The 12571-nt window shown below is 62.9% G+C and carries 16 protein-coding genes; 9 read left to right on the forward strand and 7 right to left on the reverse strand.

Annotated elements, in window-relative coordinates:
• Positions 1–151: 151 nt before the first annotated feature.
• On the forward strand, positions 152–703 hold the full coding sequence (locus NKH97_RS31485) for an isochorismatase family protein (protein WP_352677627.1): 552 nt from the start codon (positions 152–154) through the stop codon (positions 701–703).
• A 297-nt stretch (positions 704–1000) separates the two neighbouring features.
• Here NKH97_RS31485 and NKH97_RS33385 read toward each other — a convergent pair whose 3' ends face one another.
• On the reverse strand, positions 1001–1213 hold the full coding sequence (locus tag NKH97_RS33385; protein WP_502897115.1) for a hypothetical protein: 213 nt from the start codon (positions 1211–1213) through the stop codon (positions 1001–1003).
• A gap of 70 nt (positions 1214–1283) precedes the next feature.
• A complete protein-coding gene (locus NKH97_RS31490) occupies positions 1284–1583 on the reverse strand; it encodes a DUF1236 domain-containing protein (RefSeq protein WP_352799684.1) in 300 nt (99 codons plus the stop codon).
• A gap of 1083 nt (positions 1584–2666) precedes the next feature.
• Between NKH97_RS31490 and NKH97_RS31495 the strand changes: the two genes are divergently transcribed.
• The gene (locus NKH97_RS31495) at positions 2667–2885 is read left to right on the forward strand and encodes a hypothetical protein (RefSeq protein WP_352799686.1); all 219 of its coding nucleotides are present in this window, start codon (positions 2667–2669) and stop codon (positions 2883–2885) included.
• A gap of 436 nt (positions 2886–3321) precedes the next feature.
• Here the strand turns inward: NKH97_RS31495 and NKH97_RS31500 are convergent, their stop codons facing one another.
• The gene (locus NKH97_RS31500) at positions 3322–3594 is read right to left on the reverse strand and encodes a hypothetical protein (protein ID WP_352799688.1); all 273 of its coding nucleotides are present in this window, start codon (positions 3592–3594) and stop codon (positions 3322–3324) included.
• Positions 3595–3609: 15 nt separating this feature from the next.
• Here NKH97_RS31500 and NKH97_RS31505 point away from each other — a divergent pair, with 15 nt between their 5' ends.
• The 3 genes from NKH97_RS31505 to NKH97_RS31515 all read left to right on the forward strand — a co-directional run bounded on the left by NKH97_RS31505 (position 3610) and on the right by NKH97_RS31515 (position 5050).
• Positions 3610–3825 carry a hypothetical protein gene (locus NKH97_RS31505; RefSeq protein ID WP_023813333.1) on the forward strand — a complete coding sequence of 72 codons (216 nt, stop codon included), beginning with the start codon at positions 3610–3612 and terminating at the stop codon, positions 3823–3825.
• Positions 3826–3928: 103 nt separating this feature from the next.
• Positions 3929–4147: an exopolysaccharide production repressor protein gene (locus NKH97_RS31510; protein ID WP_245486367.1), complete on the forward strand. Its 219-nt coding sequence runs from the start codon at positions 3929–3931 to the stop codon at positions 4145–4147.
• A gap of 600 nt (positions 4148–4747) precedes the next feature.
• Complete coding sequence (locus tag NKH97_RS31515; RefSeq protein WP_023813335.1) at positions 4748–5050, forward strand: DUF1236 domain-containing protein; 303 nt, start codon at positions 4748–4750, stop codon at positions 5048–5050.
• 87 nt (positions 5051–5137) lie between these two features.
• Here the strand turns inward: NKH97_RS31515 and yghU are convergent, their stop codons facing one another.
• Positions 5138–6004 (reverse strand): glutathione-dependent disulfide-bond oxidoreductase, encoded by an 867-nt coding sequence (gene yghU / locus NKH97_RS31520; protein WP_023813336.1) that lies wholly within the window; start codon positions 6002–6004, stop codon positions 5138–5140.
• 195 nt (positions 6005–6199) lie between these two features.
• On the opposite strand from yghU, the gene NKH97_RS31525 reads away from it, so the two are divergent.
• Positions 6200–7105 carry a S1C family serine protease gene (locus tag NKH97_RS31525; RefSeq protein ID WP_352799692.1) on the forward strand — a complete coding sequence of 302 codons (906 nt, stop codon included), beginning with the start codon at positions 6200–6202 and terminating at the stop codon, positions 7103–7105.
• 15 nt (positions 7106–7120) lie between these two features.
• Complete coding sequence (locus NKH97_RS31530) at positions 7121–8092, forward strand: LysR family transcriptional regulator (RefSeq protein ID WP_352799694.1); 972 nt, start codon at positions 7121–7123, stop codon at positions 8090–8092.
• A gap of 16 nt (positions 8093–8108) precedes the next feature.
• Here the strand turns inward: NKH97_RS31530 and NKH97_RS31535 are convergent, their stop codons facing one another.
• Together NKH97_RS31535 and NKH97_RS31540 are read right to left on the reverse strand one after the other, a co-directional pair.
• Positions 8109–8837, reverse strand: a complete 729-nt coding sequence (locus NKH97_RS31535) for an SDR family oxidoreductase (RefSeq protein WP_352799696.1) — start codon at positions 8835–8837, stop codon at positions 8109–8111.
• 111 nt (positions 8838–8948) lie between these two features.
• On the reverse strand, positions 8949–9563 hold the full coding sequence (locus NKH97_RS31540; protein WP_352799698.1) for a hypothetical protein: 615 nt from the start codon (positions 9561–9563) through the stop codon (positions 8949–8951).
• Positions 9564–9815: 252 nt separating this feature from the next.
• Here NKH97_RS31540 and NKH97_RS31545 point away from each other — a divergent pair, with 252 nt between their 5' ends.
• The gene (locus NKH97_RS31545) at positions 9816–10415 is read left to right on the forward strand and encodes a YdeI/OmpD-associated family protein (RefSeq protein ID WP_352799700.1); all 600 of its coding nucleotides are present in this window, start codon (positions 9816–9818) and stop codon (positions 10413–10415) included.
• A 255-nt stretch (positions 10416–10670) separates the two neighbouring features.
• Positions 10671–11804 (forward strand): transporter substrate-binding domain-containing protein, encoded by a 1134-nt coding sequence (locus NKH97_RS31550; protein WP_352551345.1) that lies wholly within the window; start codon positions 10671–10673, stop codon positions 11802–11804.
• Positions 11805–11896: 92 nt separating this feature from the next.
• Here the strand turns inward: NKH97_RS31550 and NKH97_RS31555 are convergent, their stop codons facing one another.
• Positions 11897–12208, reverse strand: a complete 312-nt coding sequence (locus tag NKH97_RS31555) for a hypothetical protein (RefSeq protein WP_352799701.1) — start codon at positions 12206–12208, stop codon at positions 11897–11899.
• Positions 12209–12571: the final 363 nt, after the last annotated feature.

Genomic DNA, 12571 nt, shown 5'->3' on the forward strand with positions numbered 1-12571 from the left:
CCTTCGCCGCCGACGGCGCGGTGCTGACCGGCGGCAACGACCGCACCATCCGCGACTGCCGGCCACCGGCGGCGACGGCGTGGTGCTGTTTGCCGGCGCGCCGGAATGAGCGAAATCTTGATCACCCTGTCCGCCGTGCTATGTAAAACCCATGCCAGCACCAAGCCTCCCAGACAATGCGCCGCTCATCGTCATCGATCTCCAGACCGGCATGTTCGACGGTGTGCACGAGCAGCCGATCCATGATGCGCCTGATATTGTCGAGCGCACCAAGGCGGTGATCGATTGGGCGCGGCGCGGCGGGCGCAAGGTCGCTTTTATCAGGCATGACGGACCCGATGGCGACCCGTTGGCACCGGATGAGCCGGGCTGGCCGGTTTGGCCCGCGCTCGGCCAAGCGGCGGACGAGCCGACCTTCGCCAAATCCGTGCGCAATGCTTTCAGCAATCCTGCCTTCGGCGACTGGCTTGCCGGTCAGGGTGCGAGTGCTGTCGTGCTCTTGGGCGCACAGACCGATTTTTGCGTGGCCGCGACGGTCAAGGGCGCCATCGCCAGAGGGCTCGGCGTGACCGTGGTCTCCGATGCGCACAGCACGCTGGACAATGCCAGCGAGAGTGCCGAGCAGGTCATCCTCAGGCACAATGGCGAATTCGCCGAGGCCGGCGTCAATCTGGTGACCACAAAGGCGCTTGTCGGCGGCTGAAGCCCGACCGTCGCCGCAGCGCGCATTATCAGGCGGGCCGGCTTGAGGACTTCGCGAGAGAAGACAGGCGGCTGCCGTGGTCGACGCGGACGGGGGGGCGCATTGTTGGGATGGCTCGGGCGCCCGCGTCAACCAGGGCGGCTCGTACCGCCGCATTAGCAACATTGCACATTGCGCGCCGCTCGAAACTTCCGCGAAAGCGGAATAGGCTGGGGCAAAAGTGCGGATTCGGCTGACTTTCGGCGCGCTTTCCCGGTACGGGAGTCAAAAAGTCTACCTGGCTATTGGGGATGCCCCTCAAGGCGTCTGCTGGTCCTGGACGGCATCGGCCAGGAACGACGCCGCAATCAGGTCGTCGCCATCGATCCGCCCATGACGATCTTCCATGATGGCCGCGACCTTTTGAAAGGTTTTCATTTCGGCATCCGTCACCCGCGCATCACGCATCCTGGCTTGGAGATCGGCCAGGCGAACGCCCAAAGCAGGGGATGTCACAGCTCTGCTTGTCATCTTCACTCGTCCTGATTGGAAGCTGGGCAACCCGCCGCCATGGCTGGCGGCGGGTTGGACAGTTCGAAATTCAGTCGTAGACCTTGATGATCTTGCGGGTGCCCGGATCCACCAGAACGGTGCGGTTGTCGACCACCACGTAGCGGTATTTGACATCGGGGATTTCATGAAGCTCGACCGTGTCAGGCAACGCGCTACCAATATTCAGTTCCACACCGGGAACCTTGACCGAAGCGAGAGGCTGCTTCTTCACATACTCGCGGATGACCGTGTCCTGTTCAGGCTGAATGACAACGTCCTGAGCGGCAACGGCGCCGACACCGGCCAACAGCAATAGCGCCGCTGCGGCGCCCATTAGGTGCATTTTCATACCGTTTCTCCTTGCGAGTCAGCACGACAGGATCGTTCAACGCTGACGGCAACTGAACTTGAGCCAAATGAAAATGTTCCTCCGCTGGGGCTTCGGTCGGGTGAGACGTGCGACTTAAGTCTGGTCTGCGAGCGCATTGGTCTTACCGACGGGAACGGCTCTCTGTTCATGGCTGTTTGTCTCCCGGAATTCGGAGAGACAGATGGACAAAAGTGTTGGCCAAGCGCGCTGGTTGCTCGCACCGATTTTCGCGACAGCTGTCACCTTTCTGGTGATGGGGATAGTCCTTGGCTGACATGTCGTCGATCGGCGCAGCAACGTCCCTTCCTGCGCTGATAGGATTCGCAAGCCGCTTCGGCGGCTGGCGAATCCTCTATTTTCACCATGCGCCGGCCTGCTCATTCGGCAGCCGAGCGCTTCGTTCAGCTTATGCAACGTTGGGAGGTTACTATGGATCGGCGATCCTTCTTGACGGCGATGTTTGGCATTGCCGGGGCAGCGGCCCTTGCAGGGGCAATTCGCCCGATCGAGGCAGCGGCCGGTGTTCCAGGCGCCGGAAACGGCATTCTCGATGAAATTGAGGCAGAGGCCCTCGACGACGAAGGTGCACATGCGGAGGTGCAGCCGGTCGACCATCGACGCTGGGATCGGGACTGGGATCGGGATCGGGGCTGGCGCCGGCGCCGGCACGGGCGGCGTTGGAGACGGGTCTGCCGCAGTTACTGGCGGCATGGTCGCCGTCGCGTCCGGTGCTATCGCAGACGTGGCCCTTCGGTCGTCCTTCGATTTTAGCAGCTAGCCTGCACGTCCTAGCGATTTGATCAGTGCGATGGGCTCGGCGTCCGCATCTTTCCTGCGGCTGCCGAGCCGGAGGCTGTTTGTCGAGGCTGAAGCTATACGTGGCGAAGCGGCGCGAAGATGAATCCGCGCCACACAAAGGCGACGACGGCAAGGCGAGGACAAGAAATGGCCCGGCAGCTAGGTGCAAAGGGAGGCCGCCGGGCCAGCCGACTTCTGGCGGTCGCCGGCCACCATTATATTAGGTAAATCTAATGTTAATGCAAGCAACCCAAAACTTCGCCGGTGGACAAAACACCGTCCGAAGCTGTCCGCTTCGCTGCCATGATCACCAGCACGGCCGCCGCACAGCAGGCAGCGGCAATGGCGGATCTTCCTGGCCTAAGTCTGGAGGACCTGCGCGGCGGCAATCTCGCTATCGCTCAGCAGTTGCTCGTTCAGTTTGCCGCTTTGCTATCGGCCGCGTGTATCGATCGCGCGGGCGGCGAAGACAGGGCACGTTGATCCGCAGGCTGCTCATTGAAATAGAGCGAACTGCCGAGTAGGAGGAACACGATGCCCACCGCCGTTAATCCAACCATGAGCACGGCGATCGCCGTTCCTGGGCCATGGCCTGTCTTGATGATGGTGGATCGGTGGGGCATCGCGCTGTTCTCCAGGCATGGCACCCGGCGGGGCCGCTTTCGACAAACGACGAACACGGCCCCGATGTTCCCTCGTTGGAAGCTTCAATCGGTCACGTCGGGCTTTTGCTTTTTCCTGTAGGACCAAGGTCTTATCCGTCGTGCGCAAAAGTCCAAGGGGCCTTGTTCAGTTCCGATAATGTCCCTTGGATGTTCCGCTATTTTAGGTAAATCTGATATAATGCCTAGGCGGAAAACTTAGCCGGCCAAGCACATTTGCCCGCGAACCGGGCATGGAAAATGTGGCTTTGGCAAGTTCAACAACAGGCAGTCATGTTGCGCGTGATTGAGGCTTCTTCCTCATCATCGGGGAGGGCGTCGTCGCTGTCCTGGTACGCGTTATCGTCGTCCTCGTCGGGCAGATCGCCGTCTTTCTCGATGCCGTAACGCATGTCGCCGTTTTCCGGCACGGACTCTGGCAGGATCTCGCCGCCCTTGATCGCATCCCAATCCTGCTGCTCGATGGTAGGCCCATCCGCCTGCGGTGCGTCATCTTCGATGTCGGCGCTTGGTTTGTTGCGCGGTGCCATGCCGGCCTCCTTTCCTTGAAAAAACTGGAGGCGAAACTCGGCGTGCCGGCATTTGTTCCCCTGCTCGAAGTGCAAAGAGCGGGCGTGCTTCTGGATTTTCGACGGCTGGCGCGTCAGCCCAGCCCCGCCGGCACCGCCGCCGCGCGCCGGATCGCCACCGTTGCCAAGTCGCCGCGCAATGGAAAGCGCGCAGTGGCGATCGGCCGCTTACTTGCGAAGTTGCTAAAATAATGAAATGTTGTTCGCGGGAAATGGGATGAGCAGGGACTGGTTGGAACCGGCGCGGTTTCGGCGGTTTGGGGAAACCATGTATTTTGGGCAGTTTCTCGTAGGAATGTCAGCCACGGCTCTCATTGTCGCGGTGTGGACCTATATGGTCACCGGCTCTTTCTGGGAGGCATTTGCCTGGACGATAGCGACGCTGCTTGTCCTGCAGGTCGGCTACTTCGTGCTCATCGTGAGGCTGATCTTCAGGCGCTCGCACGATATCGTGCCGAGCCAGGATCCGGTAGACGCCTTCCCGCCATTGCATCGCGACGGTGTCCAGCTTTGAGACCGGCTGGCCAGGATCACTCGCGCGTGTGCGCCCGGGCAAATTCGGGGAACCTCGCCCACAGCGCGATCACGGTGTTTGGTCACTGAGAGACAGCGTTGTCTGGGCATAGCCCTGCTGAGGTTTCGGCACAGCGTATCGTGGGAACATTTCGGCGTCGTCGTGGGAACATGATGCATGCGCGACCGGCTTCGCATGGCTCAGGCCGTCAGGTGGAACAAGTGATCATGCTTCGCGTCCTCTAGCAGTACCGGTGAGGTTGCCACCTCTATCGGCACTGCCATGGCTCGCTCTGCTCCCGGCGGGGCGAGTCTTTTTCGTGCTCCCATCGTCGAGATAGAGGACGCGAGGCTGATTTGACGCGGCGACAACAGGTGCTTCGCCAATTCGGCTGCAGAAGGGATTTTTCGTCTTCTAATGTCCGTACACATTTGTGCAAGTTTTCAAGCATTTCCGCGCTGTCTGCCGCATGCTTGATCAGCAACAAATTAATATCCGGGCTGCAAACATAACATCTTCAATTCTGAAGTTGGATGGAACCACATGGCAGCGGTGGAGTTTTTATGGAGGGCGGAATTCAATTGTCACTAGGAGACGGTCATGAAACTTTATCTTACAAGCGCGGCGGCTGCCATCGTCCTGACGGGCGGCATTGGTGCGGCGCTGGCGGAGAGCGTCGTCGTCGTCCAGCCGCAGCAGGAGACGGTCGTTCGCGAATACATCAAGAGGGAACCGCTTGCCTCGGTGAACCTTCTGGGGGTCGAACTCAAGCTCGGCTCGTCGGTACCGGACACTGTCGAACTGCGTGAAGTGCCCGACGTCAAATACCGCGTCGCGGTGATCAATGACCAGACGGTCCTCGTCGACCCGGAGACCCGCCAGATCGTTGAAGTGCTGCACTAAGGGGTTCCCGCAGCACTGGACCTTGGGAAAAACCCGCCCCGACGTCGCGTCGGTGGCGGGTTTCCTTTTGTCGCGATCCGCGATGGCCTATTCGGCGGCCAGTCTATCCTGCGTCTTGGTCTCGAAATCGCTGGCGTCGTGGCGCTCATGCAGTTGCATGGCAGGCTCGCCGAAAGCGCGGTTGACCATGCGGCCGCGCTTGACCGCCGGTCGGGCGTCGATCGCCTTGGCCCAGCGTTGCACATGTGCGTATTCCTGCACGGATAGGAACTCGGCGGAATCATTGTACATGCGTCCGAGCGCCAGCCCGCCATACCAGGGCCACACGGCCATATCGGCGATGGAATAGTCCTTGCCGCCGAGATATTCAGTCTCGGCCAGCCGGCGGTCGAGCACATCCATCTGGCGTTTCACCTCCATCGAGAAGCGGTCGATGGCATATTCGAACTTTTCCGGCGCATAGGCGTAGAAATGGCCGAAGCCGCCGCCCAGATACGGCGCCGAGCCCATCTGCCAGAACAGCCAGGACAGCACTTCGGCGCGCGCCGGCTGTTCGGTAGGCAGGAATTCGCCGAACTTTTCGGCGAGATAGACCAGGATCGAACCGGATTCGAAGATGCGCACCGGCGTCTTGCCGCTGCGGTCCATCAGGGCCGGGATCTTGGAGTTGGGATTGACCTCGACGAAGCCGCTGCCGAACTGGTCGCCATCGTTGATCCGGATCAGCCAGGCATCGTATTCAGCGCCCTTGTGGCCGCGCGCCAGAAGCTCTTCCAGCATGACGGTGACCTTGACGCCGTTCGGCGTCGCCAGCGAATAGAGCTGCAACGGATGCTTGCCGACGGGCAGTTCCTTGTCTTGCGTCGGCCCGGCGATCGGCCGGTTGATGCTGGCAAAGGCTCCGCCGCTCGGCTTGTTCCAGGTCCATACTTTCGGCGGTGTGTAGTCGGTCATTTCGTGGCCTCGTGTCGGGGAAGGATGGCAGGTCGCCATAAACTAGGGCTGCGGATGTGTAAGTTCAACTTGCGTTGAACTATTATCGATGCCCGCATTGCCAACATCGGCAATTGGGCACTTCCTCACCCTTGCGCCTTCTCCTGCGTGGCATACCTATAGAAGATGTCACCAAAGCCCATCCAGGACAAAAGCATGACCATCAATCCCAATCCGCGCTCGGTCGTTGCAGTGCGGGCCACTGTCCCCGAAGATGCCTTTACGGCCGGCGCGCTCGGCACGCTCAGGGAAGGCAGCGGCGTCGTCATTCGCAACGATGGGCTGGTGCTGACCATCGGCTATCTCATCACGGAGGCGGAAGAGGTCTGGCTGACCAGCCATGACGGCCGCGTCATCCCCGCGCACGCGCTGGCCTATGACCAGGAATCGGGCTTCGGCCTGGTGCAGGCGCTGGCGCCGCTCGGCCTGCCGGCGGTGGCGCTGGGCGATGCCGGCAAGGCGAGGATCGGTGACGCCGTCGTGCTGGCCGACGGCATCGGCCAGTCTGTGCAGGCCAGGATCGTCACCAAGCAGGAATTCGCCGGCTATTGGGAATATCTGCTCGACGAGGCGATCTTCATTGCGCCCGCGCACCCGTCCTGGGGCGGTGCCGGGCTGTTCGGCGCTGACGGCTCGCTGCTCGGCATCGGTTCCCTGCGCCTGCAGATGAGCCGCAACGGCGAGGTCGCCGATATAAACATGATCGTGCCGATCGATCTGTTGCCGCCCATACTCGACGACCTCCTGACGCGCGGCCAGGTGGCCAAGCCGCCGCGCCCGTGGCTCGGCGCCCTGTCGGCCGAAAGCGACGGCAGAGTGGTGGTGATGAGCGTGACCGAGGGCGGCCCGGCGGCCAAGGCCGGCCTGCGCCAGGGCGACATCATCTCCGACATCCGCGACGGCGCGGTCGACGGGCTGGCCGATTTCTACCGCAAGCTGTGGGAGAGCGGCTCGGCGGGGGCCGAGATTCCGATGCGGGTGTTGCGCGACGGCCGCGAAACCTGGCTGCGCGTCAAATCGGCCGACCGCGGCAGTTTTCTGAAAAAGCCGCAACTGCAGTAGCGCGTCAGCGACGCGATGCATCCGAGATTGCTCAAGACTTTCCTTGCGGTGGCGCGGAGCCGCAACATCACGCGTGCCGCAGAAGTGGTCCACCTCGCGCAATCGAGCGTCAGCGACCAGATCCAGGCACTCGAAACGGAGCTTGGCGCGGCCCTGTTCACACGCGCGAAGTCAGGCCTTGAGCTGACGCCGGCCGGGCTGGCGCTGAAGCCGATCGCCGAGGATCTGTTGCGGCTCGATGGCGAGGCGCGCGCGGCCGTGCAGGCGGCGGCAAGTCAGACAAGCGGGCAGGTGACGATCGGCGCACTGGAGACGATTGCCTCGGCACGGCTGGCGTCCTGGCTACCTGGATTCCAGGCCGGTCATCCCGACATCATTGTGCGGATGAAGGTGGCGGGCAGCGGCGCGCTGCTGCGCCAGCTGGAGGAAGGCGACATCGATGTCGCCTTCTGTTTCGACCGCCGTGACTTCGCGAAGGACGCGTCCGATGAACGCTTCGCCAGGCGCACGATAGCGGCCGAACCGCTGGTGCTGGTCGCGGCTCCTGGGCGGGGCAGCACCGGGCATGACCTGGCCGCCCTTGCCATGCTCTCCTTCGTGGCAACGGAGCCCGGATGCATCTACCGGCATATGTTCGACACGGCCTTTGCCGAGGCAGGCGTTGCCGCACCCATACTTGCCGCCGAGGTCGGCAGCATCGGCGCCATTGCGCGGCTGGTGGCGGCCGGCGCGGGGCCCGCCCTCGTTCCACGCTTTGCCGTCACCGATGCGCTGGCGCGTGGTGAAATCGTCGAACTGCCGTGGCCCGGTCCGATGCGAACCGCGCCGCTGACGATGATCTGGCGGCGCCGGCGCGTCCAGCCGCCGGCGCTTAAGCAATTGCTCACTGCCGCGCGCGACACGCTGGTGCCGGTTCCTTCCGCCAGGGCTGGTTTAGGACTTGAATCGGCGAACCGTTCCAAGGCCTTGTTTGCCAACGACTCCTGACGGAGGCAGCGGCAGTTTAGATCAGGCGGTGGCCGCCCTCGACATGCAGCGTCGTTCCCGTCGTAAAACCGTTGCCGATGAGGAAGGCGATGGCGTCGGCGATGTCATCGGGTCGGCCGATCCGCCCGACCGGCAGCCGCTCGGCCATCGCGGCCAGGGTCGCGTCCTTCCGGTCGCCGGCAACCTGCGCCCAGATCGTGGTGTCGACCCAGCCGGGTGACACGGCATTGACGCGGATCGGCGCGAGCTCCACGGCCAGCGCACGCACCAGCCCTTCGAGCGCCGCATTGACTGACGCAACGACGGAGCCTCGCGCGGTGGGCCGGTAGGCGGCAATGCCGGAAACGAAGGTCATCGAACCGGTCGCTGCCAGCCGTGGCGCACCGTGCTTGGCGAGCAGCAGCGGTCCATAAAGCTTGCTCTCGACCATTTTTTGCGCCGCCTTCAGGTCAAGCGCCGGCAGCAGCTGGTAGGCGCCTTCGATGTCGGCTGCGGTGCTGACGATGTGATTGACGTCGCCGATCCCTGCGAACAGAGCCGCGACCTGGTCTTCGCGCGTGATGTCGACGACGGCGGTCTCCAGCCCGGCGGGATTGCCCAGCGCCTCACGCGCCTGCCGCAGCCGGTTCTCGCCGCGCCCGGCTATGATCACCCTGGCCCCAGACTCAACGCAGCGCCGGGCCAGCGCCAGACCCATGCCAGAGCCGCCACCGACGATCAGGATTTTCTCATTTGAAATGCTCATTCGCTCTGCCTTTGCTTGGATGGAGAAGGGCAGGGAATTGGCAGTTCGGTACGGCAAGTGAAAACGGAAGAAACCGATAGCGCTATCGGAAGCGCCGATGATGCAGGGCGATCACTCGCCGCAAGCGGTGAAGGCAGAGCCCGGGTTCCAGTCCTTGAAGGCGATGGTCTGGCCTTCGACCGAGACGGTCTTGTGCTTCGTGCTGCCGTCCGGCTGCTTTTCGCTGCTGGTGCCTTTGCCGGTCAGCACATTGTACTCGCAGGCGCTTTCGGCATTCTCCTCCATATAGTCATAATGGTCATAGGCGAAGCCGGCGACGATGAAGGCAGCGTTGCGCCAGGCGATGGTCAGCGTCATGTCGGTCCGTTCGCTGCCGACCGGCATCGCCGGCAGGTAGAATTTGATCGAGCCGTTGGGCAGCACCGTCAGTTCCGGCTCGGTGTCGGAGTTGTTGTAACCCGGCCGGTCGTAGCCGTTCCATTCCCCGTGGATCTGCTCGTGCACGATCTCGACGGGCTTGAGGTAATTGTGCTCCTTGTCCCTGAGGAAGAAGTGGACATCCATCGGGTGGCCGGGCTCGGTCTCCACCACCATGGCAAGATCGACGGCGCCGTCGCCATTGAAGTCGCCAGTCACAGCCGTGACGATTTTCCGGGTTTCGATCGGCTCCGCAAGGGCGAGGCTCGGCAACAGCAAAGATAGAAAAGCGAGCAGCAGAGATTTCATGGTGGCATATTCCCCCAGACTGACACCTTGCGGTCCTATAGCATGGCGATGGAATATCGCGCGCCCTCTCTTCTCCCCGACGAAGTCCCGCGGCGATGCTTTCCTTTGCTTTGTGGTGGCGCAACTGACGACAACTGACAGCGATCTGTGCCACATGCCGGGCAATGACGATGGGCGCAATGCGGGGGGCAAGACGACAGTGGGAGCAGGAACTGTGATGGCGCGAGCGGCACTGAACAAACGGGCCGGCTAATGGCGCCGGTCAAGGTTGATCCCGACAAGGTCCATGAATTCCCGGATCCGGGCAGCTTCTACGCATGGCTCGGCAAGCACCACGCCACGGAAACCGAAGTGTGGATCAAGGTTCACAAGGTGGGGTCGGGACTGAAGTCGATCACCCCCAAACAAGCCATCGACGTGGTGCTGTGCTTCGGCTGGATCGATGCGGTGCGCAAGGGGTTGGACGACAAGAGTTTCCTGCAGCGCTACACGCCGCGCGGTCGGAAGAGCATCTGGAGCCTGATCAACATCGACAATGTCGCGCGGCTGGTCGAGGAGGGCCGCATGACCGAGCATGGGCTCAAACAGGTCGAGGCGGCCAAGGCGGACGGGCGCTGGGCGCGCGCCTATGGCAGCGGCAAGGAGATGAAAATCCCCGACGACCTGCAGGCTGCCATAGACGCCGAACCCGCTGCGAAGGTGATGCTGGCAAAGCTCAGTGCCCAGAACCGTTTCGCGCTCGCCTTCCGCACCCACAACATGAAGACCGAGGCCGGGCGCAAGAAGAAGATCGAGACGTTTGTGGCAATGCTGAAGCGCGGCGAGACGATCTACCCGCAAGGCAGGAAGTAAGGTTTGGGGTGGGCTGGTTTGGGCGCGAGTTCGTCTTCGGCACGGCAAGCCTGTCCGCACGGGATCCGGCGTTGCGCGAAGCGATTCAGGATCTGAATCGTGAAATTGTTCCAACTGCTTGTTTTTGCGCAATTCGATGGTCGGCGCGTCGCGCGGCTGCTTCAGCAACGACATCGCCGGTGGACGAAGGACGGCACGGCGGCTACCCTTCGAAAGCCGCGACGATCGAGCGGCGGACGCTGGGAGTCGTTGCCGTTGAGAAGAGTTGCTTCGTGGACGATGGCGCTGGGTCTCATTGTCATCGTCGCGTGTGTGGGAGCCGGCGCCACGCTTGCCCAGACCTCGCCCGACCAGACGTCTCCCGACCTGGCTTCTCCCTCGGCCTCGCCGGCAAAAGAGATCTCGGTCGGGATCAAGGAGGCGCCGCCTTTTGCGTTCAAGCTGCAGGACGGCAGCTGGTCGGGATTGAGCATCGACCTCTGGCAGAAAATCGCCGGGCGGCTCAACCTTCGCTTCCGCTATGTCGAAGTGCCTGCCGTGCAGGACCAGATCGATGGCGTCGTCAACGGCAGGTTCGATGCGGCGATGGCCGCGATCACGGTCACGGCCGACCGCGAAAAGGCCGTCGACTTCACGCAGCCCTTCTTCACGACCGGGCTCGGCATTGCGACACCGCTCAACAATCAGCCGTCATGGCGGCCGGTGCTGCATGCCCTGACGTCGTTCGGCTTCCTGCAGGCGGTGCTGGGGCTGGTCATCATATCGGTGGTGGTCGGCGTCCTGATCTGGATGTTCGAACGTCGGCACAATGACGATTTCGGCGGCGGCGTCGCCAAGGGACTGTTTTCCAGCATGTGGTGGTCGACCATCGCCGCGACGCAAGCCAGCACCGGCGACTTCGGTCCGCGAACCGTGCCGGGGCGCGTGCTGGCCGCGCTCTGGATGATGGGATCGATCATTGCCATCGCGGTGTTCACCGCGGGCGTCACATCGGTGCTGACGGTGACGCAGATGGAAGGAATGGTGCAGGGCGAAAGCGATCTCGCCGCGGTCAGGGTCGGCGCGGTGCAGAGCTCGTCGACGGCGTCCTATCTGGATTCGACCCAGATCCGTCATCAGGACTTTGCCTCGATCCAGCAGGGCCTCAACGCGCTTCGCGCCGGCAAGATCGATGCGCTGGTGCACGACAAGCCGCTGCTTGGCTGGCTGGTCGGGCAGAATTACGCGACAAGCCTGCAGGTTCTCGATGCGACCTTCGACCAGCAGCAATATGCCATTGCGCTGCCGCTCGGCAGCCCGTTGCGCAAGTCTCTCGATGTCGCCCTCCTGCAGACCATCGAAAGCGATTGGTGGAAACAGGCCGTTTTCCAATATCTGGGCGAGAAGTAGTCCGGCAGGAACTTCCGCGGTGCGATGCGCTGGAAAAACCGCCCTCGCTCTGCGAGAGAGGCGGCCCTTCCTTCGAGAATTGATGGTTGCTGTCACTGGTTCAGGTCGACCGGTGTCACGCCAAGGAGTTTCAGGGCGTTGGCGTAGGTCCTGATGCCTTGGGCCTGTTTGCGCTCGGCACAAAACCGGTTCGCCTTGTCCTGGAGCGCGGTTGCCTCGGCGATCTGGCTTGCGCTGGTGCCTGGGGCGACTTTCGTTTGGATGGCCCCGTCGAGTTGAAGGCCGAGCTGGCTGCAATATTCGCTCCGGGTGACCGCTGCGTCCGCACCCGATTGTGCGACCGCCAGCATGGCGAGCGAAATGCCTGTCAGGGCACCGATCCATCCGGTCGAACCTCGTTGCATGTTTCGGGACCATTTCTTCGTGTTGTGCCGCGGCCCGCTTGACCGCCGCGAAGGTGGTTATGACAGGCGATGTTTTCGCGAGTTTTTCCCGGATGTTGAATCTTGTTTCTGGAGTGTGTCTGGTGGAGCGTCTTCACCCTCCCCCTTGTGGGGAGGGTCGCTCCGCGCAGCGGAGCGGGGTGGGGGTCTTTTGCAGCGCCGCGGGGGGGCGGCGCCCGCCCCCCCCCCCCCCCCCCCCCCCCCACCCCCCCCCACCCCCCCCCCCCCCCCCCCCCTCCCCCCCACCTCCCCCCCCCCCCCGCCACCCCCCCCCCCCCCCCGCCACCACCCCCCCCCCCTCCCCCCCCCTCCTCGACGCCTATG

It is taken from the genome of Mesorhizobium sp. M0870, assembly GCF_040319775.1.
Lineage (GTDB): Bacteria > Pseudomonadota > Alphaproteobacteria > Rhizobiales > Rhizobiaceae > Mesorhizobium.

Excerpts from the sequence above, each read along its gene's own strand:
- NKH97_RS31485 (WP_352677627.1), top strand. The coding sequence starts at position 152 with ATGCCAGCACCAAGCCTCCCAGACAATGCGCCGCTCATCGTCATCGAT.
- NKH97_RS33385 (WP_502897115.1), bottom strand. The coding sequence starts at position 1,213 with ATGACAAGCAGAGCTGTGACATCCCCTGCTTTGGGCGTTCGCCTGGCC.
- NKH97_RS31490 (WP_352799684.1), bottom strand. The coding sequence starts at position 1,583 with ATGAAAATGCACCTAATGGGCGCCGCAGCGGCGCTATTGCTGTTGGCC.
- NKH97_RS31500 (WP_352799688.1), bottom strand. The coding sequence starts at position 3,594 with ATGGCACCGCGCAACAAACCAAGCGCCGACATCGAAGATGACGCACCG.
- NKH97_RS31510 (WP_245486367.1), top strand. The coding sequence starts at position 3,929 with ATGTCAGCCACGGCTCTCATTGTCGCGGTGTGGACCTATATGGTCACC.
- NKH97_RS31515 (WP_023813335.1), top strand. The coding sequence starts at position 4,748 with ATGAAACTTTATCTTACAAGCGCGGCGGCTGCCATCGTCCTGACGGGC.
- yghU (WP_023813336.1), bottom strand. The coding sequence starts at position 6,004 with ATGACCGACTACACACCGCCGAAAGTATGGACCTGGAACAAGCCGAGC.
- NKH97_RS31525 (WP_352799692.1), top strand. The coding sequence starts at position 6,200 with ATGACCATCAATCCCAATCCGCGCTCGGTCGTTGCAGTGCGGGCCACT.
- NKH97_RS31530 (WP_352799694.1), top strand. The coding sequence starts at position 7,121 with ATGCATCCGAGATTGCTCAAGACTTTCCTTGCGGTGGCGCGGAGCCGC.
- NKH97_RS31535 (WP_352799696.1), bottom strand. The coding sequence starts at position 8,837 with ATGAGCATTTCAAATGAGAAAATCCTGATCGTCGGTGGCGGCTCTGGC.
- NKH97_RS31540 (WP_352799698.1), bottom strand. The coding sequence starts at position 9,563 with ATGAAATCTCTGCTGCTCGCTTTTCTATCTTTGCTGTTGCCGAGCCTC.
- NKH97_RS31545 (WP_352799700.1), top strand. The coding sequence starts at position 9,816 with ATGGCGCCGGTCAAGGTTGATCCCGACAAGGTCCATGAATTCCCGGAT.
- NKH97_RS31555 (WP_352799701.1), bottom strand. The coding sequence starts at position 12,208 with ATGCAACGAGGTTCGACCGGATGGATCGGTGCCCTGACAGGCATTTCG.